General features: G+C 72.0%; 22 protein-coding genes, 4 pseudogenes and 1 CRISPR repeat array. Of the genes and pseudogenes, 14 read left to right on the forward strand and 12 right to left on the reverse strand.

All coding sequences use genetic code 11. The features are described 5' to 3' along the window. Window positions 1–34: 34 nt before the first annotated feature. Window positions 35–763, reverse strand: coding sequence for an SMI1/KNR4 family protein (locus ACFC0B_RS38600; RefSeq protein WP_376097460.1), 729 nt, complete (start codon window positions 761–763; stop codon window positions 35–37). Between the two features lie 286 nt (window positions 764–1,049). Further along, window positions 1,050–1,926: direct repeats of the CRISPR family, unit length 28 nt; unit sequence GGGCCACCCCCGCGCAGGCGGGGCCAAC. A gap of 426 nt (window positions 1,927–2,352) precedes the next feature. Here ACFC0B_RS38600 and casA point away from each other — a divergent pair. The 6 genes from casA to cas3 all read left to right on the forward strand — a co-directional run bounded on the left by casA (window position 2,353) and on the right by cas3 (window position 10,316). Beyond that, a complete protein-coding gene (gene casA, locus ACFC0B_RS38605) occupies window positions 2,353–3,930 on the forward strand; it encodes a type I-E CRISPR-associated protein Cse1/CasA (RefSeq protein WP_376097463.1) in 1,578 nt (525 codons plus the stop codon). A 204-nt stretch (window positions 3,931–4,134) separates the two neighbouring features. Next, entirely contained in the window at window positions 4,135–4,737 is a 603-nt protein-coding gene (gene casB, locus ACFC0B_RS38610) for a type I-E CRISPR-associated protein Cse2/CasB (protein ID WP_376097466.1), read from the forward strand. Further along, window positions 4,737–5,882: a type I-E CRISPR-associated protein Cas7/Cse4/CasC gene (gene cas7e, locus ACFC0B_RS38615; protein WP_376097469.1), complete on the forward strand. Its 1,146-nt coding sequence runs from the start codon at window positions 4,737–4,739 to the stop codon at window positions 5,880–5,882. Before casB ends, cas7e begins: the two co-directional genes overlap by 1 nt. Beyond that, window positions 5,879–6,661, forward strand: coding sequence for a type I-E CRISPR-associated protein Cas5/CasD (gene cas5e / locus ACFC0B_RS38620; protein ID WP_376097472.1), 783 nt, complete (start codon window positions 5,879–5,881; stop codon window positions 6,659–6,661). Before cas7e ends, cas5e begins: the two co-directional genes overlap by 4 nt. Before the next feature lie 63 nt (window positions 6,662–6,724). Next, complete coding sequence (cas6e, locus tag ACFC0B_RS38625; RefSeq protein WP_376097475.1) at window positions 6,725–7,660, forward strand: type I-E CRISPR-associated protein Cas6/Cse3/CasE; 936 nt, start codon at window positions 6,725–6,727, stop codon at window positions 7,658–7,660. Continuing rightward, window positions 7,635–10,316 (forward strand): CRISPR-associated helicase Cas3', encoded by a 2,682-nt coding sequence (cas3, locus tag ACFC0B_RS38630; RefSeq protein ID WP_376097477.1) that lies wholly within the window; start codon window positions 7,635–7,637, stop codon window positions 10,314–10,316. The genes cas6e and cas3 overlap by 26 nt, the downstream gene beginning before the upstream one ends. Before the next feature lie 218 nt (window positions 10,317–10,534). Here cas3 and ACFC0B_RS38635 read toward each other — a convergent pair whose 3' ends face one another. After that, complete coding sequence (locus tag ACFC0B_RS38635; RefSeq protein WP_376097480.1) at window positions 10,535–11,107, reverse strand: kinase; 573 nt, start codon at window positions 11,105–11,107, stop codon at window positions 10,535–10,537. Between the two features lie 152 nt (window positions 11,108–11,259). Here ACFC0B_RS38635 and ACFC0B_RS38640 point away from each other — a divergent pair, with 152 nt between their 5' ends. Further along, window positions 11,260–11,514, forward strand: a complete 255-nt coding sequence (locus ACFC0B_RS38640) for a hypothetical protein (RefSeq protein WP_376097483.1) — start codon at window positions 11,260–11,262, stop codon at window positions 11,512–11,514. Continuing rightward, window positions 11,511–11,774, forward strand: coding sequence for a hypothetical protein (locus ACFC0B_RS38645; protein ID WP_376097486.1), 264 nt, complete (start codon window positions 11,511–11,513; stop codon window positions 11,772–11,774). The genes ACFC0B_RS38640 and ACFC0B_RS38645 overlap by 4 nt, the downstream gene beginning before the upstream one ends. Window positions 11,775–11,931: 157 nt before the next feature. On the opposite strand, the gene ACFC0B_RS38650 is transcribed toward ACFC0B_RS38645, so the two are convergent. After that, a complete protein-coding gene (locus tag ACFC0B_RS38650) occupies window positions 11,932–13,302 on the reverse strand; it encodes a transcriptional regulator (protein ID WP_376097489.1) in 1,371 nt (456 codons plus the stop codon). Between the two features lie 292 nt (window positions 13,303–13,594). Here ACFC0B_RS38650 and ACFC0B_RS38655 point away from each other — a divergent pair, with 292 nt between their 5' ends. Further along, on the forward strand, window positions 13,595–13,735 hold the full coding sequence (locus ACFC0B_RS38655; RefSeq protein WP_376097492.1) for a hypothetical protein: 141 nt from the start codon (window positions 13,595–13,597) through the stop codon (window positions 13,733–13,735). Between the two features lie 126 nt (window positions 13,736–13,861). Beyond that, a complete protein-coding gene (locus ACFC0B_RS38660) occupies window positions 13,862–15,457 on the forward strand; it encodes an asparagine synthase-related protein (RefSeq protein ID WP_376097495.1) in 1,596 nt (531 codons plus the stop codon). 48 nt (window positions 15,458–15,505) lie between these two features. Here the strand turns inward: ACFC0B_RS38660 and ACFC0B_RS38665 are convergent, their stop codons facing one another. Then, the gene (locus tag ACFC0B_RS38665) at window positions 15,506–16,687 is read right to left on the reverse strand and encodes an MFS transporter (RefSeq protein WP_376097498.1); all 1,182 of its coding nucleotides are present in this window, start codon (window positions 16,685–16,687) and stop codon (window positions 15,506–15,508) included. After that, window positions 16,684–17,022: an ArsR/SmtB family transcription factor gene (locus tag ACFC0B_RS38670; protein ID WP_376097501.1), complete on the reverse strand. Its 339-nt coding sequence runs from the start codon at window positions 17,020–17,022 to the stop codon at window positions 16,684–16,686. Before ACFC0B_RS38670 ends, ACFC0B_RS38665 begins: the two co-directional genes overlap by 4 nt. A gap of 716 nt (window positions 17,023–17,738) precedes the next feature. Between ACFC0B_RS38670 and ACFC0B_RS38675 the strand changes: the two genes are divergently transcribed. After that, entirely contained in the window at window positions 17,739–18,329 is a 591-nt protein-coding gene (locus ACFC0B_RS38675) for a hypothetical protein (protein ID WP_376097504.1), read from the forward strand. 106 nt (window positions 18,330–18,435) lie between these two features. On the opposite strand, the gene ACFC0B_RS38680 is transcribed toward ACFC0B_RS38675, so the two are convergent. The 3 genes and pseudogenes from ACFC0B_RS38680 to ACFC0B_RS38690 all read right to left on the reverse strand — a co-directional run bounded on the left by ACFC0B_RS38680 (window position 18,436) and on the right by ACFC0B_RS38690 (window position 20,101). Then, a complete protein-coding gene (locus ACFC0B_RS38680) occupies window positions 18,436–19,008 on the reverse strand; it encodes an SMI1/KNR4 family protein (protein ID WP_376097507.1) in 573 nt (190 codons plus the stop codon). A 254-nt stretch (window positions 19,009–19,262) separates the two neighbouring features. After that, a pseudogene (locus ACFC0B_RS38685) lies at window positions 19,263–19,439 on the reverse strand (AAA family ATPase); the annotation flags it as partial. 11 nt (window positions 19,440–19,450) lie between these two features. Further along, window positions 19,451–20,101 carry a hypothetical protein gene (locus ACFC0B_RS38690; RefSeq protein WP_376097510.1) on the reverse strand — a complete coding sequence of 217 codons (651 nt, stop codon included), beginning with the start codon at window positions 20,099–20,101 and terminating at the stop codon, window positions 19,451–19,453. A gap of 253 nt (window positions 20,102–20,354) precedes the next feature. Here ACFC0B_RS38690 and ACFC0B_RS38695 point away from each other — a divergent pair, with 253 nt between their 5' ends. The 3 genes from ACFC0B_RS38695 (at window position 20,355) to ACFC0B_RS38705 (ending at window position 22,853) form a co-directional block, all read left to right on the forward strand. Beyond that, window positions 20,355–20,912, forward strand: coding sequence for an SMI1/KNR4 family protein (locus ACFC0B_RS38695; RefSeq protein WP_376097513.1), 558 nt, complete (start codon window positions 20,355–20,357; stop codon window positions 20,910–20,912). A 106-nt stretch (window positions 20,913–21,018) separates the two neighbouring features. Further along, window positions 21,019–21,549 carry a hypothetical protein gene (locus tag ACFC0B_RS38700; RefSeq protein ID WP_376097516.1) on the forward strand — a complete coding sequence of 177 codons (531 nt, stop codon included), beginning with the start codon at window positions 21,019–21,021 and terminating at the stop codon, window positions 21,547–21,549. A 245-nt stretch (window positions 21,550–21,794) separates the two neighbouring features. After that, a complete protein-coding gene (locus ACFC0B_RS38705; protein ID WP_376097519.1) occupies window positions 21,795–22,853 on the forward strand; it encodes an NAD(P)-dependent oxidoreductase in 1,059 nt (352 codons plus the stop codon). 78 nt (window positions 22,854–22,931) lie between these two features. Here ACFC0B_RS38705 and ACFC0B_RS38710 read toward each other — a convergent pair. The 4 genes and pseudogenes from ACFC0B_RS38710 to ACFC0B_RS38725 form a co-directional block, all read right to left on the reverse strand. Continuing rightward, a pseudogene (locus tag ACFC0B_RS38710) lies at window positions 22,932–23,129 on the reverse strand (transposase); the annotation flags it as partial. A gap of 82 nt (window positions 23,130–23,211) precedes the next feature. Further along, a pseudogene (locus ACFC0B_RS38715) lies at window positions 23,212–23,323 on the reverse strand (IS5/IS1182 family transposase); the annotation flags it as partial. Window positions 23,324–23,460: 137 nt separating this feature from the next. Further along, window positions 23,461–24,237, reverse strand: coding sequence for a hypothetical protein (locus ACFC0B_RS38720; protein WP_376097522.1), 777 nt, complete (start codon window positions 24,235–24,237; stop codon window positions 23,461–23,463). Between the two features lie 88 nt (window positions 24,238–24,325). After that, a pseudogene (locus ACFC0B_RS38725) lies at window positions 24,326–24,457 on the reverse strand (AAA family ATPase); the annotation flags it as partial. Between the last annotated feature and the right edge of the window lie 50 nt (window positions 24,458–24,507).

Raw genomic sequence — 24,507 nt, forward strand, 5'->3', positions numbered from 1 at the left:
GGAGGAACTGGTTCGGTAGGAGTTCCAGGAGCCTTCAGCGGTGGTCGTTGAGCCAGTCGCCCGGAATCAGGTCACGCATGCGGTCGAGGGCTTCAGGTGTCCGGGCCCGAGCCAGGACGGCGGACCCGTCGTCGTCGCGCAGAAGGACGTCCTGGCCCAGGAACCAGCGATTCCCGTGCTCCTCCTCTCCGATGGGATAGGCCGGGAACGGCAGCTGCGCGCAGTTCTGCTCCAGCAGCTCGATACTCCCGTCATCAGGGTCAAGGAAGTCGCAGGTCTCTCCGTCTGCCTGCAGTGACTCGGACATCACGATCTCGATGAAGCAGGGGGAGAGACGCTCCAGCCAGCCCTCCCACCGCTCGGCGGTCTTGTCGGCCAGGTCGGCCCGGATGAACACGGCAGGGTCGTCGTCCCGGACGTTGTCGAGGAGGATGCCCCAGGAAGCGGCTCCCTGGTTCTCGTGCCGAAAGACCAGGGCCTCCTTCGCATCGTCCACATACAGTTCGGCCGGGCTGAGTAGCACATCGTGGTTGCTGGTGAGATCCCGGCGGCGTCCGAACAGCAGATACGCCTCGCGCAGCGCCGTCGGCAGCCGGACGCCCAGCCTCTCCTCCGCCACGGCCAGATCCGCTTCCGCCCAACCGTCGCCGGTCTTCAGGGCGCTGGTCCAATGGGCCGCGAAGTCCTGAATGAAGCTCCATGTACCGCTGCGGCCTTCGACGCCTCCGGCAAGAGACGCAGCAAGATCGAACTCTTGTGTCATGCCAGGACGATATCCGTCTGGCCGAGCCGATCTCATGGGAGGAAGAGGTCGGGCGCAGCCAGGTGTCCTGGCCTTGCGGCTGACCCCGACCCTGAGGGATGACAGGTACGCCCCGAACCGGACGGCTGACACCCGCGCCCACGGGAAGGTCGGCGTTCCGGGGCGTTGCCACCGAACTGACCCGGGCTGACCCCGCACCTGCCCGGGGAGAAGGTCGGGTCGATGTCGGCCAAGCCGGCGAGCAGCTGCTCGCCGACTGACCCCCGCGCAGGCGGGAGACGATGCGGGGTCACCCCCGCACGGGCGAGGCCGGCTGGAGGCAGAACGGGACGTTCGCGGCGAAGCGCGGGTCACCCTCGCGTGGGCGGGGTCGATGGCGCGGACGCCAGCGCCACCCAGCTCGCCAAGGGGTCACCCCCGCACGGGCGGGGCCGACCGGACAGTGTTGAACCGGGCCTGGCCGACGTAGGGGTCACCCCCACGCAGGCGGGGCCGATCGGATGGCCAGGGGCATAGCGCCGGCGCCGTAGGGGTCACCCCCGCACGGGCGGGGCCGATGACGAGGTTCCGAGGCCGGACGTGCAGCTCTGGGGGTCACCCCCGAACGGGCGGGGCCGGCCGATCGTCTCCACGGGCTGCGTCAGGGCGGCCCACCAGGGTCACCCCCGCGTGGGCGGGGCCAACCACCCCGAACCCGGCGGCGGCAAGACCGTCTGGGGGTCACCCTCGCACAGGCGGGGCCGATGGACCCTACTGGACGAGGGTGTCGGGGGTCACCCCGCGCAGGCGGGGCCAACCGACGCGTGCCCGTCTCGATCCGCGACAGGTAGGGGCCACCCCCGCGCAGGCGGGGCCAACGAGGAGGCTCTCGCTCGCCCCGCCGGGGCCCATGGGGCCACCCCCGCGCAGGCGGAGCCAACACCTGGGTGATCCGGGTCAGCGCGGACGTGCTGGGGCCACCCCCGCGCAGGCGGGGCCAACTGGTCCAGCTCCTCGGGGAGCTCCACCCGCAGCGGGCCACCCCCGCGCAGGCGGGGCCAACCTCCGCGCACTTCGCGGGGCGGATGGCTCGGACGGGCCACCCCCGCGCAGGCGGGGCCAACACTGGCACGCTCCACCCCCCGAGAGAGTGGAAGGGGCCACCCCCGCGCAGGCGGGGCCAACACTTCCTGACCTGCAGTTCTCCACGGCTGCGTACGCCGATTCATTCAGTTCGATTCCTGCAAGGCCCACCAGGCCACCTCCGCTTAGGTGGGGGGACGCCAACGTCTACGAGATGGAGCGTCCACCGCAGGTCACCTCCGCGCGGGCGGGGCCGACGACGGCGTCCCCGGCGAGGTCACCCTCCGGCTGGGGTCACCCCCGCACGGGCGGGGCCGACTTTCAGGACGAGCAGGGCCGACGGGTGTCCGCGAGGTCACCCCCGCGCAGGCGGGGTTGGCTGTTTTGGTGTCAAGGAGCGGGGGCTGATCCTACCGTCGGGGTTGCTGGGTGCGGGGCCTGATTGAGGTTCAGGACCGGATTGTCAGACCCTGGGTTTAGCGTCACCGAGTGGCTACTATCCGTGCCCGAGTAGTGGGGACCGCTCTGTGACGCGACCGTCGTTCGATGTGGTGGCGAGGCCGTGGATCACGGCCCGCGTACGTACCGACCTGGCTCCTGAGCAGGTCGCCGAGCTGCCGGTCCGGTGCCGGCCGGGGGAGGGCGTGGCCCTGGGCTTGGCCGAGGTCCTGACATGGGCTCATCTGCTGGAGCACGTTGACTGCCCTGATCCGGCGTCGGAGTCCGCGCTGCTGCGGGTCCTGATCGCGTTGACGGCGCGGGTGACGGGCCTGGACGTGGCGGAGGGCTGGGACGACACCCGGTGGGACGTTCTGGAGGCCGGCCGTCTGGACCCGGCTCGCGTCACGGCCTACCTCGGTCGGCACGCCGACCGGTTCGACCTGTTCGACGGGCGGCGGCCGTGGTTGCAGGAGCCGCGGCTGGCCGAGGAGTGCACGGGCAGCAGCGGGACCGGGCGGCTGATGATGACGCGTCCGTCGGGCAGGAACCATGTGTGGTGGCCGCTGGAGAAAGGCAGGCTCGGTGGCCCGGTGCCCACCGAGGATGCCGTGCTCGGGCTCCTTACGTGGCTGTTCTCGGGTCCGGCCGGGACGGCGGCGAACCGGCGCCGGTCGGACGGGAAGAACAGTCACTACACGGTGGCCGGCCCGATCCGGGCGCTGGTGTCGTGGTTCCCGGCGGGCCGCAGCCTCGCGGAGACGCTGGTCCTGGGGGTGCCGTCGCCGGACACCTGGCCGACGAACCCCGGCCGGGACGAGGCCCCGTGGGAGGCCGAGGAGCTGCCGGACCCGCGACTGCCCGCGGCCCCGGCGGGGCCGGTGTCGCTGCTGACGGCGCGCGCCTCCCATGCGCTGCTGCTGAAGCCCGACGCCGACGGCGGGCACGTGACGGACACGTGGGTGACGTGGGCGTGGGAGAACGAGCTGCCGGAGGCCGACGACCCGTACGTGATCCGGCGGGACGAGGGCGGTCCGGTGCGGGCGAACTCCGCGCGGGTGGCGTGGCGGGACCTGGACGCGCTGCTGCTGAAGACCGTGCCGGGTAAGACACCACGGCACCGGCCGGCCGCCCTGGCGTCGATCGCGCGTCTGCCGCGGGAGACCGCGGCCGGGCTGCGGCTGCGCGCGTACGGGCTGCACCAGGAGCGCCGGGACCCGGAGACCGCCTGGTTCACGGCTGTCACGCCGCCGGTCCTGGGCTTCCTGGAGGAGCTGGACGAGGACGGTGCGGCCGCGGTCTCGGTTGCCCGGTCGCGGGCCGAGGGTGTCGCTGCGGGCCTCGCGAAGGCGCTGCGGGCGGCGTGGCAGGGGTTCACCGGCGACACGAAGGTGTGTCCGTGGGTGGATTCGGCGCTGCCGGTGTACTGGTCGCAGGCCGAGGCCGAGTTCTGGAAGGCCGTCGTCCCGGACGGCGCGGGGGAGCGGCCGCAGCCCGGGTTCCAGAAGGTCTCCACCCGGGTGTTCGACGCCGTGACGGAGGCGGCCGCGCTCACGCCCCGCGGGATGCAGGCGGTGGAGCAGGCCCGCGCCGCGATGCTCAAACCGCCGAGGGGACCGCGGAAGAAGTCGGCGGCCCTGTCGGATGGCGGGCAGCGGCCCGGCTGAACGGGCTGCGGTCCGGTCCCGCCCGGCGCCCCGGTGGTACGGGTCGGGGCCGGCATGCCGTCCATGCGGCGCGGGTCCGATCCACGCCCTCGGCCGGGCCGGCCGTGCGCCCGGGTCGGCTGGGTGGTGCGAGACCACCCTCGTTCGTGATCTCTGCCCCGCCGCCGGCGGGAGCCCTCCCTCTCAACCCTCATCGAGGAGCCCATGTCCGTCGAATCACCGAACGCCGCGGAGCAGGATCCGCTCGAGCACCAGCGCGCGTTCATGCTGCATGTCCACCAGCAGTGCTCCACGCCCGGCGGCCGTGCCGCGGTCCGCTCCGCGCTGATCGACCCGCACCAGCCGTTCCGGGCCTACGAGTACCTGCTGGCCCGGATCCCGCGGTGGACGAACCGCGCCACCGAGCGCGCCTACGTCCTGACCGCTGGCATGTACGCCGAGCAGGCCCCCAACCCGCGCCTCGACCGGAAGCCGAAACCTCCGGCCGGCCTGACCGCCCCGGTCGAGGGCGACCGCTGGCGCAACCTCGGCTGGTCGCTCGCCCGCGCCGTCCACGGAAAGGTGCTGAGTGAGGACACGGTGAAGGACCGGCTTCTGCTGATGTCCCGCCAGGACGCCGACGCGCTCACCCGCGACCTGCCGCCCCTCGTCGCCCGCCTGCGCGCCGACGACATCCCCGTCGTGTGGCCGCTGCTGCTGCGCGACCTGACCCGCTGGGCCGACCACCCGACCGACACCGCCCGCGCCTGGACCCGGGCCTACTACCAGTACAACCACACCACCAAGACCGCCAAGGAGACCTCCTGATGAAGCGCCGCCTCTACCTCGACCTGCACGTCATCCACTCCTACCCGCTGTCCTGCCTCAACCGCGACGACCTCAACATCCCCAAGACCGCCTTCTACGGCGGCGAGCAGCGCGGCCGGATCTCCTCCCAGTCCGGCAAGCGCCACGTGCGGGTGGAGGTGGAGGACCGGCTGGGGGAGTGGGCGGTGCGCACCAAGCGACTGCCGGAGAGCATCGCCGGCGAGCTGGTGCGCGCCGGGGGCTGGGACGAGGACCTGGCGCAGCGGGCCGGGCGGATGGTGGTCCTGGCGGCGGGCGTGAAGGGCGTGGCCGTGGATGGGGACAACGACACGAACAGCATGCTGCTGCTGCTGAAGGGCGGGATCGTGGAGCTTGCCGGGGTCGCGGTCGAGCAGCGGGAGCTGATCGAGGCCGGTGTCGACAAAAAGGCGGAGGAGGCGGCGCAGGCGAAGCTGGCGAAGGCCGTGGGGGAGCGGGTGCTGGGGATCTTTCGGGGGCTGACGTCGAGTATCGCGGCGTTCGGGCGGATGCTGGCGAACGAGCCGGGGTCGGCGGTGGCCGGTGCGGTGCAGGTCGCGCACCAGCTGACGACCCACGCTCTGGCGGTCCAGCCGGACTATTTCACGGCGGTCGATGACATCACCCATGGTCAGGAGGACGAGTCCGGGTCGGCGCACCTGGGGACGGCGTTCCACACGTCGGGCACGTACTACCGGTACAGCTCGGTGAACCTGCCGGAGCTGGTCGGGAATCTGGGCGACGACCCGGTGGCGGCGCGTGATTTGGCGGTGGAGTTCGCGCGGTCGTTCGCGGTCGTGGTTCCGTCGGCGCGCAAGGGTTCGACGGCGCCGTTCACGCCGCCGTCGCTGGTGCACGCGGTGCTGCGCGGGGACCAGCCGGTCAATCTGGGCGGGGCGTTCGAGAAGCCGGTCGCCGCGGACCGGGGGAGCGGGTTCGTCGAGCCGTCGATCGAGCGCTTGGCCGCGCACGCTGCTGCGGTGAATGCCTTCCTCGGGGCGGGCCACGTCTTCGCTTCCGCGCACACTGTTCTGACCGGCGGTGCGGTTGGCAGCCTCGGCGACAACGCCGGCTCCCTCGACAAGCTCCTGGCCACCGTCGGTACGGCGATCGGTGAGCGCCTGTGAGCGGCGGCCTGCTGCTGCACCTGGCCGCGCCGATGCAGTCCTGGGGCAGCCCATCGCAGTTCGGGACCCGGCTGACCTACCCGTACCCGACGAGGTCGGGTCTGACCGGGCTGTTCGCGTGCGTGCTCGGCCTGCCGCGCGGTTCCGACCTCGGGGAGCTGGCCGTCCTGCGGTACACGGTGCGCATCGACCGGCCTGGCCGGCTCCTTCGGGACTACCAGACCGTCGGGGGCGGGTTTCCGCGGGAGAAGACCGTGATCACGGCGGCGGGCGGCCGCCGTCCTCTCAATGAGGCCACCCTGCAGTCCGAGCGCTGGTACCTGGCCGACGCGGCGTTCACCGTCGCCGTCACCGGCCCGCCCGCCGTCACCGAACGGGTCGCCGACGGACTGCGCAGGCCGGTGTGGCACCCCTACCTGGGGCGCCGCTCCTGCCCTCCCACCAGCCCGATCCTCGTCGCCGCCGTCGACGACCCCGAGGCGGAGCTGCGCCGGCTGCCGCTGCACCGTGAACCCGACCGGTCCGACCCGGGCTCGGGCTTCGCCGAATCGCGGTCGGGCGATGAGGGGCGGGCGGTGGAGGTCGTCTTCGTCCACGACACCGACCCGGGCACCGGCCGGCCGCCCGTCACCCAGGTCCGCGACCAGCTCCCCGCCGCCGGCGGACGCCGCTTCGCCGACCGCCCCCTGTGGGAGACCCGCCACACGTTCACCCACGACCAGCACGCCGGCACGGGCACCGCCTGGATCACCGCCCTCACCGCCTACAACTGGGCCTGACCGCCCCAGGCACCACCGGCCCCGCCCCTCGCGGGGGAACCGACCACCGACTCGGAGAACCACGTGACCCGCCTCACCCTCCTGCGGCTGAACCCCCGTTCCAGGGACGCCGCAGCCGACCTGCGCAACACCAGCCACATGCACCAGCGGATCATGGGCATGTACCCCGATGCGCTCACCAGCGGCGACGCCGCCCGCCGCAGCCTCGGCGTCCTCTACCGCATCGAACGAACCCCCCAGGCCACCACGGTCCTCGTCCAGTCCACCCTGGCCGCCGACCCCACCACCCTCCCCGACCACTACGCGACCGCCCAGCAGCGCGACCTGACGCCGCTGCTGGACTGGCTCGCCGACGGCCGCAAAGTCCGGTACCGCATCGACGGCTCACCCACCCGCTCCGCCCGCGACGGCACCCGCGACGCCGACGGCCGGCTCAACCGCGGCAAGCCCGCGCCCCTTCACGGCAAGGACGCGATCGCCTGGTGGGAACGCAAAGCCCACACCGCCGGCCTCGACCTCCACGACATCCTCGACATCCCCCAGGAACCCGCCACCGGCCACCGCGCCACCGGACCGATCCGACACGCCCTCACCCGCTTCGAAGGCATCGCCACCATCACCGACCACCACACCCTGCGGACCGCCGTCACCGACGGCATCGGCCGCGGCCTCGCCTACGGCGCAGGCCTCCTCAGCATCGCCCCCCCCACCGCGAGTAAAGAACCCGCAGAGCCGCCAGCCCGCCGCAGGTCGCAACGGGCCCGCTCCGCCAGCGCGGAGGCGACCCGGCGCGAACGAGATCGGCGGCCTTCCGCTCGCTGCCCGCTCCGCCTGCGCGGAGGCGACCTGCTGCTGGTAGTGCCACAGCGACTGCACGTCGTATCCGCTCCGCCGAGATGGAGCCACCCGCCGAGTCCGAGGGCGGTGTCCCGCCGTACCTTCCGCCCGTGTGGCGGCTACTTGGAGGTGTTCCGTGATCGATACCAGAGTTGCCGGTAAGCGCCGTGGGCTGACCGGCCCGTACCCGCTGGTGTGCCACCTGGTCGACACCGCGGTGATCGCGGGTGCGTTGTGGGACTCCTACCTGACGTCCTCCCAGCGAAAGCTGATCGCCGCCGGCTGGGGAGTGGACACCGCGCAGGCACGACGGCTGGTGATGCTGGCAGCGGGCCTGCACGACATCGGGAAGATCACCTTCTGCTTCCTGCAGGGGATCAAGGAGACGGCCGGCCTGCTGGCCGATCCGCGGTTCCGGGCGCTGGCGGGCTGGATGCACGAGGAGTGGATCCCGCACCAGGTGGCCAGCCACTGGACACTCCCGCAGATCCTCACGGGACTGGGATGGCCGCCGGTCGAACGGCCGTGGAGGTCCGTGGCGCACCAGCTCGCGCAGATCCTCGGCGGGCACCATGGCGTGTTCGGCGAGGCGCTGTCGCCTGCGGCGATGGCCGATCCGCTGAAGGCGCTGCGCGGCCTGGGCGCGGACGGCTGGGCCGAGCAGCGGGAGGAGCACGTGCGGGCGGTGTTCGGGGTCTGCGGGTCGCCGCAGGCGCCGGAGCGGTTGCTGCCCGCCGGGGCGGCGGTGGTGGTGAGCGGGGTGGTGGTGCTGGCGGACTGGCTGGCCTCCAACACTCGGCAGGTGCAGGGCCGCCTGGACGGGTGGAACGGCGATCTCGCCGCGCACACTGCGAGAATCCGGCAGCGGGCGCCGTGGGTGCTCGCGCACGCCCAGTTGTCGGCGCCTGCGTGGAAGCCGGTCACGACGTTCACCGACCTGTTCCCCGACATCAAGGACCCCTACCCGCTGCAGGCCGATGTCGCGAAGCGGCTCGCGGACCTGGTGGACGGTCCGGGTCTGGTGCTCGTCACCGCGCCGACCGGCGACGGGAAGACCGAGACGGCCCTGTTCGCCGCCCGGGTCCTCGGCGCGGCGGCCGGGGCCGGGGGCCTGGCGGTGCTTCTGCCGACGATGGCGACGACCGATGCGATGTGGCGCCGGGTGAAGAAGTTCACCGCCAGGGCCGCCGAGGTCGGGACACCGGTGACGCTGCTGCACTCGATGGCGTGGCTGAACGAGGACTACGACCCGCAGCGGGACGAGGTGGTGGCGGACGGCTGTGTGTCGACGCTGGCCGCGCAGTGGCTGCGCGGGCCGCACCGGGGGCTGGTCGCCGGGGTCGCGGTCGGTACCTGGGACCAGGCGGCGCTCGCGGCGCTGCCGGTGCGGTTCAATGTGCTGCGGTGGCTCGGTCTGTCGGGCAAGACGCTGGTCATCGACGAGGCGCACAGCTACGACGCCTACGGGCACCGGCTGACCCAGCGGCTGCTGGGATGGTGCGGGCACCTGGGGATCCCGGTGGTCCTGCTGTCGGCGACCCTGACCGGCCGCACCGCCGCCGACCTCGTCGGCGCCTACCGGACCGGCGCCCGGCGGACCGCCACTGGCCACGCAGACCAGGAGCCGATCACCTCCCCCTACCCGGGCTGGGTCCACGTCTCCGCCAGCACCGGGAAGGTCACCCCGCACGGGCCGCTGCCCACCACCCGCGAGCGCGAGGTCGCGGTGGACCTCCACCTCGCCCGTCACACCCACGACCCGGCTGCGTCCGGCGGCCGCGCCGCCCGCGTCCTGGCCGAGCTCGAGCCCGCCGCCAGCGGAACGGGCTGCGCGCTGGTCGTGTGCAACGTGGTCGCCGACGCCCAGGCCACCCGCCGAATGCTCACCCAACGGTGGGGCGAGGACGGCCCTCAGGTCGTGCTCCTGCACGCCCGGCTCCCGTTGTGGCAGCGGATCGAACGCACCGACCTGATCGAGGGCATGGTCGGGTCGAAGGGCACCCGCCCCGCCAGGCCGCTGGTGGTCGTCGCCACCCAGGTCGTCGAGCAGTCCCTCGACTGGGACTTCGACCTGGTCGTCTCCGACCTCGCCCCCATGAGCCTGCTCCTCCAACGCGCCGGCCGCTGCCACCGCCACGACCACCCGAGGCCCGCCTGGGCACCGGTGCCCAGGCTCGTCGTCCTGTCCCCGCCGGGCGGTCTGCCCGCCCCCAGCTGGGGCGACGTCTACGACACCTCCCTGCTCCGCCGGACCTGCGACACGCTCCGCAGGCTGGACGGGCCGATCGCCATTCCGGGCGCCGTGCCCGGCCTGATCGCCGACGTGTACGACGCGGCCTGGGACCCGGCCCGGATGGACGGCGACGACGCGCAGCGCCTGGCGAGGGAGCAGGCTCAGGCCGCGGCTGCCGACATGGTGATGATCCCGCCACCGGCCCGGGTCACGGACCTGTACCCGCTGACGTCGGCCCTGGATCCGGACCTCGCCGTCACCCGACTGGGCGGCGAGTCGCGGCGCATCCTGCCTGTGTGGCCCACCGGCTCTAGCTGGACCTTCGTCACCGCCGACGGCCCGGCCGAACTGCCCGACAAGCCGAGCAAGGAGGACATTCGCACGATCATCCTCTCCACCGTCCAGGTCCGCTCGACCTGGCTTGCCGGCGCCGGACCCGAAACCCTCCCGCCCAGCCCGTGGCAGGACATGCCCGCACTACGCGACATCGCCCTGATCCCCCACGACAAGACGACCGGAGGATGGCGTGCCCCGGATGGACGGACGATCCGCCTGGACCCCGTGGACGGAATCATCCGCGAGTAGCCGTGTTGACACGGAGAAGGCATCGAGGCACCACGATCGGCTACCGGTCCGGCCTGGGCGCGCAGAAACGACCGCGATCAGGTCACCAGCCTGGTCGTCGGCGCCGGTTCGGCCCGTGCGTGCAGGGAACGATCCCTTCCCACGACACCGATGCACACAGCCCCAGCGGCTGGACGCTGCTCACCAGGTTGACCGGCCGGCTCGTCCGGCCGCCCGGTTCAGGGGTGCGGTGTCCAGCCCGGCGGGGTGAGTGCGGTGTCGGTCAGGATCCGCGTGACGGTGTCGTCGAGGGTGTTGTCCTCGCCGACGACGTGTTCGAGGTCGCCGGGCAGGAGGTCCAGTGGCCGGTACCAGCCGGCCATCTGCTCGGCACTCACCTCGGCGGACAGCAGCCGGGTCGTGTGGCGCCGCACCGTCTCGGCGAAGCCGACGTCGAGGTAGTAGAGGAAGCTGCGCCCGCGGTGGCCGGCCACCAGGTCGGTGAGCATCGCACCGTACCGGCCGGCGTCCAGAATGCCCTCGACGACGGTGTGGAAGCCGCTGTCGAGGGCGTGCCGGGCGACCAGGCCGATCAGGCCGATGTTCGCGCCGCCGGCGACGTCCCGCTCGCGCAGCACCTCACGGCGCAGCATGTCCTGTCCGACGATGGCCAGGCCGCGGCCGTAGGCGGAGCGGATCCGGGCGGCGGTGCTGGACTTCCCGGCGCCGCTCGGTCCGCGCACCACCACCAGCACCGTGTCGGTGCTGCCCGTCCCGGCCGCGGCGCGGGGCTTGTCCATGCTGTCGCCCACAAGGGCGACCATACCCATAGCCGGGGGCGGCGACTCGGTCGGGCTGGTCGTTCACCGGGTGGAGCGGGCCGTGTGCCGGGCAGGCGCGCGAGCGGACGATGCAGCCTCCCGGCCCCCTACGCCGGGGCGAGCCCGGGCTCTACCATCGGCTCATGACCGTAGAGCTGACGGCCCGGCTGGACGACGAGCTGGTTCGGACCTTGCACGAGCGGGCCGCGAGCGCCGGCATCGACGTGGACACCCTGATCGGCCGGGTCCTCACCGCCGACCACCTGGCCGCCAGCGGTACCCGTGAGGAGCGGATCGCGCGCGCCACCGCGCTGGCCGCCGCCGCCGTCCACGACTGGAACCGGGCTGGCCGCCCCGAGGACGACGGCGTCGACTTCGACGACCTCTTCACCCGGTGACCGCCCTGCCCTTCCGGGCCCGGCTGTCGACCGAGGCCGCCACCCTGGTGCGCACCGTCCTGACCGACGACCAGGTCAAGCAGCTCCAGGACGCCCTGGAGCGGGCCATGGCCGATCCGTGGTCCTGGCCGCCGAGTGACGGCGAGGACCTGGACGACAGCATCCGCCAGATCGTCCTGCCCGACCTGATCGCCCACTACGTGATCCTGCCGGACCCGCCCGTGCCGCACCTGTGGGTGATCACCCTCACCGTGCTGTAGCCCCGCTCACGGTGGACCGCCGGATCAGCGGCGGCGGGTTCGGCCGGGCTGTGCGGTGGGTGTGCGCGGGGCCGGGAGATTCGGCAGGGCACGCAAGGTCGCTGAGGGCGCGATGGCCCGTGCCTCGCTCGCGGGCGGCACTCCCGTGGCGAGGAAGTCAGGCGGTTTCGGCGAGGAAGGCCCTCACCACCGGAGCGGCCCGGTGCCGATTGAGCTCGGTGCGCAGTTCCGTGAGGGTGTCGCTGCCGCGCGCGGAGCTGACACCGCCCATCAGGTCGACGGAGCGCTGCGCGGTGTCCACCGCCCCGTCCAGGTCGCCGAGGGCGAGGTGCGCCCCGGCCTCCCGGGCCAGGTAGATCGCGGTACCGCGTGGCTCCTTGTGCGGATCGTAGGGGTCGTGGTGGGTGGAGGCGGCCGAAAAGTATGTCAGGGCCCGCTGTGGGTCGCCGAGGCTGAGGGCGGCCGAGGCGGCGGCCTGGAACACCTCGCCCGTGGTGATCCAGTACATCGACTGCAGGTCGTCGTCCGCAGAGGCACCCCGGCCGTATGCGGCGAGTGCGTCGTCGATCGCCCGGTAGGCGGCGGGTTCCTGCGCGATCGAGTGGGCGCGGGCCTTGCGGATGTGCAGCATCGTCAGGACGCGGGCGGAGGCGATGTCCGCGCGGTGGGTCAGGGCGCCGTCGATGAGGTCGAGCGCCCCGCGGGGGTCGGGCCGTTGGTTGGAGTACCGGGCGTTGGCCCAGAAGGCGATTGCGGTCGCTCCGGTCGTACGGTCCCCCGATCCAGCGGCGGCTCGCAGGGAGGTCACGAAGTGCTTCTCGGCCAAGGCGCTGTGGCCGCTGTCGAACGCGCACCAGCCGGCCAGGCGGCTGGCTTCCGCCGCGCAGGCATGCAGGCGCTGTCCGGTCGCCTCGCTGTAGGTGTTGTCCCGCAGCAGGCGGGTGATCAGGCGGCCCTCCGCGCGGGCCGCGTCGTAGACGTGGTCGCTGCCGAGGTCGTCGTCGAGGTGGCGGAGCTCGTTCAGCCGGCTGTCGAACCGGTCGGCGACGGCGGCGCCGATCTGACGACCACCGGCGGAGCGGGCGGAGACGGGTTCGGCGGTGGCCCATTGGGCGAGGACCGCTGCGACGGTGGCGGTCGTGGCGATCAGGAAGTCGCGTCGGTCCAGCTCCACGAGTCCTCCGGCGTCTTCGAGTGCCTGGATGGTGCCCGCCGGAGTCCAGGGCGACTCCCAAAAGGTGCTGTCGTCTTGCAGAGCGAGCAGGAGCCAGCGCGGCCAGGGCCTGGCGTAGACCTCGCGGCTGTGGACGCCCAGGACGTCGGCCATCGACAGTTGGGTCGGGACGGTCGGGGTCTGCGGGTTGTCCGGCCGGGTCCAGCGGCTGATCTTCTCCTTGCGGACCGCCATGGCCCCGAACCCGAGGTCGCGGTGCTTGGCGGCGACGCGGCGAAGACAGACCTCGCTGGTCCATCCGCGCAGGGCCAGTACCTGGTTGAGCGGGTGCCGGTCTTCCACCATCACGCTCATGTTCGACCTCCTGGGACGCGGAGATCCAGTCTGCGCGACGTCGAGGCTGCCGGGAACGGCTCCGGCAGTCGGAAGCAACCGGAGCAACTCGTGGCAACCAGAGGCAACTTGAAGCGCCTTCACGTCGGCGGCGGTGCGCGCTGTGATGGTGACCAGCCCGGCAGCGCGACGCCGGGTGCGCATCGGGAGGAGCGGCGTTCGACCTCCCGACCGTTCCGGGGCCGGCAGCCGGCACGTCGGCACCCAGCCCCGGAGGAGCCGATTCCGATCCGCCTACGTGAAGGGAACCGTCATGGAGCAGAACACCGAGTTCGTCGCCGTCCCCGAGGTCTTCACCGCGCCCGAGGTCGCCGACCTCGGCGCGGTCACCGAGGTCACCCTCGGCAGCGGCGGCTTCAACAACCCGGACCACACCATGTACTACCAGGGCTGATCCTCCTGCGGCGCTGAACGGCGCCACCTCGGGTGAACGCGCGCCCGGGACGGGCCAGCCCCATCGGTCCGGCCTGTTCCGGGCGCGCGCCGCCGTCTTCGTAACGCCCCCCAGCAGGGAGCCCCGATGAGGCACGTCACAGGCACGCTCACCCACGCACTCCAGCCCGCTCCCGGCCCGCGCCCGCGTGGGGCGCGGGTGCTCCACGACGACGGCCTCCTGCGGGCCTGGACCGTCGGGCACCCTCCCGAGGAGGTGCTGCGGGCGCTGTCCGGGGACGGCACCTCGGAGGTGATCCTCGTCGGCGCCTGCCTGCCCACCGCCCGGGAGGCCCAGGACGCGGTGGACGCCGCCTCGCGCGGCCACTGGCACGCGGCCGGCCGGTTGTCCGGCTCCTGCCTGGCGATCGTCCGGACCGGCCGCACGCTGCGGCTCGTGGGGACCCGCGCCGCCAGCGTCGAAGTCCACTGGACCTCCACCACCGACACCTTGGCCTGGTCGACGTCCGCCGCCGCCCTCGCCGCTCTGACCGGCGCCGCCCCGAACCTGCAGCGGCTGCTGGCCTCGATCACCACCTGGGGGGTGGAGCCCGGCGCCGACGGCTGGTTCGACGGCGTCCACCGCGTCCCGCCCGGATCGGCGTTGACCCTCGCCCCCGCCGCCCGGCCCGCGGTGGAGCGGCCCCCCGCCCCGGTGGGGCGTCCGTTCGCCGACGCCGCTGAGGCCCTGCGTCACGAACTGCCGCTGGCCATCGGGCTGCGCGCCCCGGCCGGACGGCCGTGGTCGACCGACCTGTCGGGTGGTGTCGACTCCGGCGCGGTGACCTGCTTGGCCGCCGCCCACGCCGACCTCACCGCCGTCACCTACGTGGACGCCGCGATGGCCGACCAGGACGACACCCGCTACGCCGCCGAGATCGCCGCCGCATACCCGGGCATCACCCGGCACCTGGTCGACGGCCGCCGCACCGGGAGCAGGCACTTCGACGCCCTCACCGACCGGCCCGGACTTCCCGTCACCGACGCCCCCTCCCTCGGGGTGGGCATGCTCGGGATTCTCGCCGCCCAGCTCGCCCCGGCCGTGGCCGCCGGCAGCGCCGGGCACCTCACCGGCTGGGGCGGCGACAATGTCCTGGACGCCTTCGCCTCCCCCGCCGACCGCTACCGGTCCGGCTCCCGTGCGGCGGCCCTGCGCGACGCCCACCGCCTCGCCCGTGAGCGCCGCAGCGCCGCCCACCCGGTGCTGCGCGCCGTCGCGGCCACGGGACGCGGCACCTACCCGAAGGCGCTGGCAGACCTCGCTGAGACGGTGCTCGCCGCCGCCGGTGCTGCCCGAGGCGGCCGACGCGGCCCGCTGGTGCGGCACGACGGGCGCCGCCCGCTGGCTCACCCCGTCCGGCCGGGGTGCGGTGGCCGACCTCATCGGCGCCCGCGCACCCCATGTCAACCCCGACGTCGCCCCGGGCGTCCTGCGCGAACGCCTCGCTCTACGCCGACGTCGGCGACGAGGCCGCCTACGCCACCGCGGCCGACGGCCTGGCCGAGTGGCAGCGCGTGCGCGACCACGCCGTCGAGACCGGGGCCGAGCGCTACGACCCCGACCACGACACCGCCCTCCAGCACGCGCTGTGCCGTGAGCGCCACCGCCGGGACGTCGCTGAATGCGCCCGCGTGGCCGCCCACCAGGCCCGGCAGACCACCGACGCCGCCCACCGCCTCCTGATCCTCCGGCTCGGTGAAGCGGCCGGAGGATCAGGGAGTCGGACAGGCCTCAGTCCGCGGCCTCGCAGGCGAGGTGCGTGATGCGGTGGCGGGTACGAGGCCGGAGCCCGGCGGTGCCGAGCCGCCCCGCGAGGAGCAGGGCCAGAGCCGCGGGCACCAGCGCCCAGGCGGGCAGGTCACCCGGATCGACGTGGCCGGCGAGCAGACCGCTGCCCGCGGCGGCGCCCGCGGCGGAGCCGAGGTACATCGCGGCCATCTGGAACGCGACGACCGGCATCGCCTGCTCGGGCCGGTCCCCGGTCAGGGCCTGCTGCAGGGTGGGGACGCCGGCCCATCCCGCCGCTCCCCAGCACGCCGCTGCGACGAGCCACACGGCCGGGGAGGTGAAGACCCAGAGGGCGGCGAAGCTCCCGAGCAGCGCGGCGGGCAGGACGATGAGCAGCGCACGGGGCCCGTAGGCATCCAGAGACCTGCCGACCAGGGCGGAGCCGGCGACTCCGCCGATGCCCCAGGCCCACACCAGCGCGAAGCCCCAGCCCTGCAGTCCCCGGGCCTCGGCCATGGGCAGCAGGTAGGTGTAGAGCCCGAGGCTGGCCACGCCGAGGAGGAACGCGGCAGCGACCCCAATGAGGGTCCTCGACGACTTCAGCACCGCGAAGGCGGGACCGCGCGAAGCGGGCAGTGGGGGGATCGTGCGCGCGTTGACGGCCAGCGCTCCCATGCCGAGGAGGCCGACGGCGACGACCAGGCCCATCGTCCACCGCCAGTTCAGCTGGTTGCCGATGACCATCCCGACCGGCACTCCGGCGATCGTCCCGGTGGACAGCCCGAAGGTCACCATGGCCATGGCGCGCCCTCGTTCGTGGTCGGCGGCCATCGCGGCGGCGGCCGCGGTCGCCACCGCGGTGAGCACACCGGCACCGGCGCCCGCGATCACCCGCGAGGCGAGGAAGACCTCGATCCCCGGCGCGACCGCGGTGATGAGGTTGCCGAGATTGAACACCCCCAGCGCGATCAGCAGCGCCCTGGCGGTACTCCCACGGACCAGCGTTCCCGACAGCGACGGCCCGGCCAGGGCGTACGCCGCGGTGAAGCCCGTCACGCCCAGGCCGACCGCCGCGACCGTCGTGGCGAGCGAGCCGGCGATCGAGGGCAGCACTCCGGCGAGGACGTAGGCATCGACACCCAGCGCGATCGCGGCCGCGACAAGGGGCCAGACGCGGCGAATCACGCGTCCTCCTCGGCGGGAGTGGCCTCCTGGTACCCGTTGAGGACTGTGCCGATCAGGCCCGGGAAGCGCGTCTCCAGGTCGTCCTGGCGCAGCCGGATCATGCACTTGCGTCCTTCGGCTCGGACGAACACCACCCCGGATTCGCGCAGCAGGCCGGTGTGGTGCGTGAGCGTCGACCGCGGCAGGTCCGGCCCCAGTTCGATGCTGTCCACCTCGCCGCGCTCCGCGAGCACCCGCACCATCGACAGCCGCAGCGGCTCGCTCAGCGCGAAGAGCACCCGCGGGATCGCGATCTCGTCAACCTCGGGATGCTCGTACACCCGTGACGGCGACATCGGTACCACCTTCAATCGTTCGACTATTTCCGCACGATAATAGTGCGGGAATTCTCGAACGATCAAGCCGGCCGCTCACCCCTCCGGGCCGTCGGGGACGAAGCGGCCGGCGTTGGCACGGATCCAACTACGCAGCTGGGCCGGCAGGCCGGCCGTGTTCGCGTGCGGGTGTCCCGGCGGGCCCGCGGCCGGTCCGCAGCGGGTCCGGGGCGGCCTCTGCGGTGACAGCCGGTGCCCGGGTGCCCGCGCGGGGCGGGTTGCCGGGTTGTTCGGGCCGGGCCGGTCGGGCCGCCACTACTTGAAGCCTCTGCGTGGCCGGGCGGGCGTGTTCGTGTCGGGATCCGGCGGGATCGGTCGGCTTTGACGGCGGGTCGGCTTCTAACTCGGAATGTGACCCTCCGGAACTCTTCACCTTCGGAGTGTGAACAATCGGCTGTTCGAGCGACATGATGCCCCCGCCACCACGCTCCGGCCACCGAACACAACGGAGCGTCACACCGGGCCTCCCTACCCCCTGTCCGCAAAGGAACCCAACGCTCCATGCCCACCCCCGCCCCCGTCCCCACGACCCCCCTCGGCAGGCCCTGCCGCCCCGGTCCCGTCCCCGCGGCCCCGGTCGGCTGGTCCTGCCGCCCCGCCGCCGGTCTCCTCCGCAAGGCCGACCGCACCCCGCGCCCGCGCCTGCGTGCCGGTGTTCCGCCGGCGGGGGAGGCGTGATGAGCGAGCCGTCCTTCACCGACGCGGCCGGCACCACCCCGCGCCCCCGCGCCGGCCTGCCGATCGCGTTCCGTGCCTTCCAGGAACTTCACGCCCAGCCGTACTTCGACTTCGCTTGCACCGTCCTTGGCGACCAGACCCTCGCCCAGCACACCGTCAACGACGTCTTCCTCTCCCTCGTCGACCGCTGGGACCGGGTGCTGACCGACCCCAACCCCCACGCCTACGCCTGGGCCGCGCTGCGCTGCGCGGTCGAGGCCCAGCGGGCCCGCGACACGCAGCACCGCCTGCTGATCGAGCGCGTGGTGTTCTCCGCCGTGGCGGTCGGCGTGCGTTGCATATCCGGCGAGGAAAGCGGCCACCATGTCGAACGAGGTCTTGCCTACGACCATGCTTGGACGCTGACTCATGAAGGCGAAGAACTCGCGCTTGCTCATCTCCGACGGTTGCTTCATGTGCGAGAGCCTGTTGATCACCGCGTTTCACCGGCGGGGCGGGGTAGCCGTCCAGCGCCGTCAATCTCCGGTGAGGCTGGTCAAACCTCGTTGAGACGGGTCACCGACCAGCTGTCCTCTGACGGGCGATCGTGACCGATTGCCAAGTGATCTTGATCGGAAGGTGCGCTACCGCCAGTGCCGTCGCGTGAGTGCGGGAGCCGCCGAGCGGCTGCTTGCCGTGCGGGCGGGCTGGCTCTGATCACCATCTCGCGATGTCGGGGCTGACTCTGGGCAGGGCCCAGGGCTCCACCGCGCCCGTGACCAAGTCGGCAAGGAACTGGACGGCTCCGCCGGTGTAATGCCACCAGGCGGAGCTCCGCGAGGCGACCGTGACCGTCCACTCCTGCGGCCCGGCCGGACCGGTGGCCCACAGGAAGAGGTCGCCCTGGTTCGAACCGGCCCAGGGAAGCAGCCCGCCCGGCGCGGGGAAGGGGTGGAACGGCGTGGCGAGGTTCGCCTCTGAGCACAACTCCTCCAGATCCTCCAGCGATCCGCGCGCACCCTCCACCCAGAGCTGCTCGTGGCCGCGCTCCGGACCGCCGAAGCCGAGGAAGTCTCCCAGTCCGAAGGTCGGGTAGAGCTCGCGAAGGAGCTTGAAGTCCTCCGGCAGGGCAGTACCCAGGCCGGCTTCCACGAGCCGCCAGTCGACGTTCCTGGGCTCTGGCAGACGCAGAGCCACCAGACCCGGAACTGCACTCTCCAATGCGGCGACCGCCTCCGCGGGATCGGTCAGTCGGCGAATCGGGGCCTGCGTACCAACGAAGTCATCCATGCGAGCAGGGTGCCAGGGCAGCAGCCGACAACCGCACCGCCCCCAGTGGTCAAGATCGCTTGTCAACCGGTCACGATCACCTGTCAGAGGACACCAGCAGACCACCCGAGGGAGCCATCTCGCCGAAGCCGTGACCGCGCTGCTGGCAGCCCACGACCAGTGGCAGCCCACGACCAGCCCGGCGACGAGGCGCTGGCCCTGCTGGCCGCCGAGAAGGAGGACACGCCCGAGGGGCGCCGGGCCCGGTCGTCTCACTCGGACATCAGGAGCTCGGAGAGGAAGCCGAGGTAGGACATCTGCTCGCGGGCGGCACTCTCGGGGAGTTCGGGGAACTGGGCGCGGATGGTGGGCAGCCGCAGCATCCGGCATGCCTGGTCGATGGCGGCGGTGGCGGCCTGCTCGGTGATTCCTCGCCGGCGGGGGAAGGTCACGGCGTTCTCCTTCACGGGGTCGGGCGATTCGGTCGACGGTGTCGCAGCAACTGGTCGTAGTGGGCCACCGAGGGCAGCGGCCTCGTGTCGGGCGGGAGCTGGGCCAGGCGCCGCTCGGTGAGCGAAGTCACGGTTGCCCGGTCTGCGGCGGGCGGCTGCGGTTCTGCAGGCGTCCTCATGTCGGCCTCGGCGGCTTTGCGTGCCTCCAGCGCGACGGCGTCGGCGGTCAGCGCGCCTGACCGGAGGGCGGCAGCGAGGCCGGCGACGAGATGCTCGTGGGGCAGGTTCCGGCCCAGCAGCAGGACTTCGATCAGCGCGCGGGTGCCCTCGCGCTCGCCGTGGGCCTTGCGGGTGGCCGCCCACCATGCGTCGTGGACTGGAGTGAAGCGGCCGGCTGAGCGGGCCTGGTCGAGTGCGGTCGCCCCGGGCAGGGCACCGGGCTTGCGGACCAGGGCCTCCAGGTAGTGGTCCAGATCGAGGCGGGTGCCGCCCTTGGCGATCAGCCTCTCGTGCCGGGCGACGTCCTCCCGGCCGTCGTAGACGACCAGCTCGGAGGCGTGCAGCATGACCCGGACGGTCCGGCCGATCATCCGCACCGGCACCGAGTAGCGGTTGTTGCGCACCCCGATCTGGCTGTAGCGGTCGACCCGTGGGGTGAACAATCGGCCCGTCTCGAACGGTTCGTCCGGCAAGCGACTCCAGGAGCGGCCGCTCGGCAGCGAAGTACTCGCCGATGGTGCGGGGCCGGGACCGGATCCGGCGGGCCTCGTCCTCCTCGTCCCATCGGTCGATCACCGCGTTGAGCTCGGCCAGCGTCGCGACGTCGGGGACGTTCTCTGAACTTCCCGTAGCCCAACAGCCCGCCCAGCGGCCCTGGACGCCGACATGTCGGCGGGCTCTGACAGCATCACGGTCATGACCGACATTGATGACCTCGTGCAACGCGTCGCCATCCAGGCCGCATCGGACAACGAGGACCTTCCCGCTCCTCTCGGCGATGAGCAGATTGCGGAGGCCGAGGCGCAACTGGGCTCTGCGCTCCATCCCCTGCTTACGCGCCTTTATCGCGAGGTCGCTGACGGCGGCTTCGGCCCCGACTACCGCCTGTTGCCGCTGCTTGGTCCGGGTTCCAGCGTCGTTGGCGACTACCTCGTGCGACGTGAGGTGTCAGTTGGAGTGGAACACCCGGAGTGGCCCGAAGGCGTCGTGCCGATCCTGACCTGGGGCTGTGCCATGTATGCCGGTGTTGACTGTCTCAGTGAGGACGGTCAGGTCCTGCTCTTTGAGCCGAACCCATATAGCGGCGGGTCAAGGGATGAGTGTTGGTTTCTCGACTCCGCCAGCCTGGCAGCGTGGCTGGAGATCTGGCTTGCGGGAACAGGTTGGTTCGAGGAGGACGCCTCCGACAGGGATGACCTGGTCGAACCGAAGCTATGGGAACAGGCCGCAAGCCGCTTGTCCTCCGGCGCCTAGCGAAACGCCAACGCTTCGTCGCGTCGGCGCAGGCACCGCTTGATGCCCGCAGCAGCGTCGGAATAGGTTTGCCGCCGGCAACGGACGATCAAGCGAGGTAGGGCGCGTGGCGGGGTTGGATGATCTTGTGGAGTTGTTCGGCCGGCCCCCGGCTCGTGAGCCGTCTCCGGAAGACTGGGCTGAGGTCGAGGACGGCACGGGCGTCATCTGCGGCGAGCTGGTCGTCTTCCACCCGCGAGGTTCCAGTCCGTTGCTGACGAGGATGCGGAAGATCCACGAGTCGTTCGGCCAGTCGTGGCGACGTGACTCGGACGAGTATCCGTTCCGGTTCCACCCCGACGCGGGTGGCCTGATCTCTTGGGGATATGACTACTCCGGGGACGAGCACTTCTTCTGGCCGTGCGACCCGGAGCCGGACTGCTGGAAGGTGGTCACCAACATCAATGGGACCGAGCCCGAGGTCTTCGACGGACCGTTCACTGACTTCGTTCTCTCCTTTGTGAAGCGACTGCGCGACGTGGACCCGCATCATGGCATCGACCCGGACGCTTTGGAGTTCCTTGAGCCGGAAGATCTGAACGAACTGGTCGAGCGCGGTGAGATCGGTCCGGTCAACCCGAGCTTCGAGCCGTTCTGACCTGGCTGCTCGGCAGGGCCTGTCGCTCCAGATCGAGTGGCGGGACGCTTCATCGATTTGTCGCCTGCCTCGCGATCAGGCAGGAGGTCCACCGGCCTGCGGGTTTCGACGGCCTGACGGGGGTCAGCGACCGTGGGAGAGTAGGAGGCTCCGCCAGTAGGTACGGGATCGGTCTGGGCGTGGGGCACTCTCGGTGACCAGTCCCTGGAGCACAGTAGGGTCCGTGTGGAGGAAGGAGGGACCACATGGAGCGAGCCCGGGTCCTGCTACTGGACGCGGCTCCTGGAGAGTTGCTTGGTCGGGAGCTGGAGCGCCTGCTCGGCCACGGTCTGGCCGTCACACTGAACCTCCGTCGGGTGACCGATCCTGCTGGGGCACGGGCTGTCTGGGACGGTCGGGTGGACTTCACCGACTTCGACGCCTTCGACGAGTCCTCACTGCTCGCTGAGACCGTCCGGGACGGACTCGGCTACCACGCGGTCAAGTCCCGTGCCGGTGTGCCGCTGCGCGCCGCGTTCTTCTCGGTGGCTACCAACGCAGCGTTGGCCAACCGGCTCCGCGTAGTCGGTCGGGCCGGAGCGGGCACCGATCACGTCGAGTTGGCAGCCGCCGCCCGTTGCGGCGTCTCGGTCACCCATACCCCGGGGTCCAACGCGAACGCAGTCGCCGAGTTCGCCCTGGCCCAGCTACTCGCCCTGGCTCGGGACCTCCGAGCGCACAACGAGGCCGCGCACCGTGGCAGCTGGCGCGCACCGGCCGCACCAACGGCGGAACTGTCGGAGCTGACCTTGGGCATCGTCGGGCTGGGTCGGATCGGCCTGGCACTGGCCGGGCGGGCCACCGCCCTGGGCATGGAGGTTCAGGGCCTCTCACGGCGCCCGGCCCAGGTATCAGTGCCGATGGCCCACTCCCTTCCCGCACTGCTGGCGACCAGTGACGTGGTCTCCCTGCATCTGCCGCTCACTGCGCAGACCCGAGCGCTGGTCGGGCGGGCGGAGCTGGCGCTGATGCGTCCGGGGTCGATCCTGCTGAACACCGCCAGGGGCGGAATCGTCGACGAACAGGCGCTGGCCGACGCGCTGCGCGCCCCGGAACATCCGCTCGCGGCAGCCGCCATCGACACCTTCGAACACGAGCACGCTGCCTTCGCCTCGCCGCTCTTCGGCCTGCCGAACGCGCTGCTGACCCCGCATGTCGCCGGGATGACCAGGAGGGCCATGGCCACGGCGGCCCTGCGCTGCGCAGACCATATCGCGGCCCTGCTCGCCAACCATCCAGACGGCGTACCCGTGGTGACGGCGTGAGAGTCACCCGTCGGCGCGATGAGGCCCACCGCCTCACAGTGTCGGGCGGCCGACTGCCCGTCTGCGTCCACCAGCAGGTCATCTGATGCGTGAGGTTCGGGGTCGGTTGTCCCAGCGGTAGAGGGACCGGGCGCGTCGGATCAGGCATCGGACGGTGATGATGTCGGCGGCCAGCGCGAGAAAGAACTCGACGACCGTGCCCCGGCGTTCGGTGCAGCGCCGGAGCCTGCCGAAGTTGTTCATCCAGGAGTTCGTACGCTCCACCACCCAGCGGCCGGCGGTCTCCATGGAGACCGCCGGGGTCAGTCCCGCTGGGCTTCGCGGGAGGCCGAGTGTCCGGACCGCTTGGACTGCCGCTGGGTGATCCGCCTGGTCATCAGCGTGATTGCGGCCCAGGTGATCAGCGATTCGGAGTGCTGGACGAGCCGTTCGTAGTCCCGCGCGTGCCGGCGGGCGTGCATCACCCAGGCATGTGGCTTCGTTCACTTCTAGGGGCAGCGTTTGTTCGCCGGTGTGGGCGGCAGTTGCGGATCTTGAGGTCCGTGGATGTTCACGAGAAGGAGCAGCGCGAGTGACGCGGTGTGTCGCTCGTCGTGCCTGTGGGGCGTCACTGTCCGGTGCGTGATCGGGTGAGTCGGGCTTCGATCTTGGTCAGCATTTGGCTGAGGAGGTGAAGGGCTCGTGCCCGTGTCGGCACTCCGCGCGCTGTTCCCGTCCAGTAGGCGTCAGTGAGCTTCTCGGTCGCTGTGAGGATCCGGTCGTCGTCCTGGGTGGCCAGCACGAGGACGAACCGCACATAGTCGCCGATGTCGGTGCCCTGGGGGTGTTGGTGCGTGAAGGTCTGCAGGCGCGGTGTCAGGGCGGGCAGGGTGCGGTCCGTCGGGAAGACGACGGCGAGGCCGGCGAGGGCCAACCGAACCGCAGGGCATTCAGCCGACCAACGGTTCAGCAGATCCGGAGTGTGGTCCTGGACCGTGCTGCGGGCCCGGGCCTCGCTGTCGGGGTCGGCCTGTTGTGGGGTGGTCGGCCAGGTCTCGGCAAGGTGGCGCTCGGCAATGGTGGCAGCTCTGAACAGCAGGTCGACGGCTTGGAACCGGTGTCGGGCAGGAATCCGGTCGTCGTCGGCGAGGACCGCGAGCAGTATGAGGCCGTCAGCGGTGGCGGGCTGACAGGTGTCCTGGTGGAGGATCTCGTTGTAGAAGTCGCCGAGGAAGCTCCGGTCGTCCCAGGAGGGGTCGGCCTCGGCGTCGAACAGCATCGCCGCTGGGGGCAGCCTGCGGCCCGGCAGACGGTCGGCGATGACGTCCCGGAAGAGCTGCCGGGCCGGCGGACCGGAAGCGATCGCGACGTGCCGGGTCTGCTCGGGTTCGGCGTGCGTGTCCATGGCCGGCGCAGCCTACTGGAGCATCTCGGGCCGACGGCCCATCGCCTGGGCGGGAGTTGGCAGGTCGTCGGCCCGAAGTTTGCAGTGGTCAGCCGGTCTTGGCGGGTGCTTCGGTCCGCGCCCGGGTCGAAGCGAGGCGGTAGGAGTCGGTGCCGGTCTCGATGATGGTGCCGTTGAAGGTCAGGCGGTCCACGATGGCCGAGCAGTGCCTGGAATCCGTCCCGTACCTGGCGCTCGCGGTGGCCCTGGCGTCCGCCGACCCGCACTGAC

Origin of the sequence: Kitasatospora sp. NPDC056184 (genome assembly GCF_042268405.1) — a bacterium.
GTDB lineage: Bacteria > Actinomycetota > Actinomycetes > Streptomycetales > Streptomycetaceae > Kitasatospora.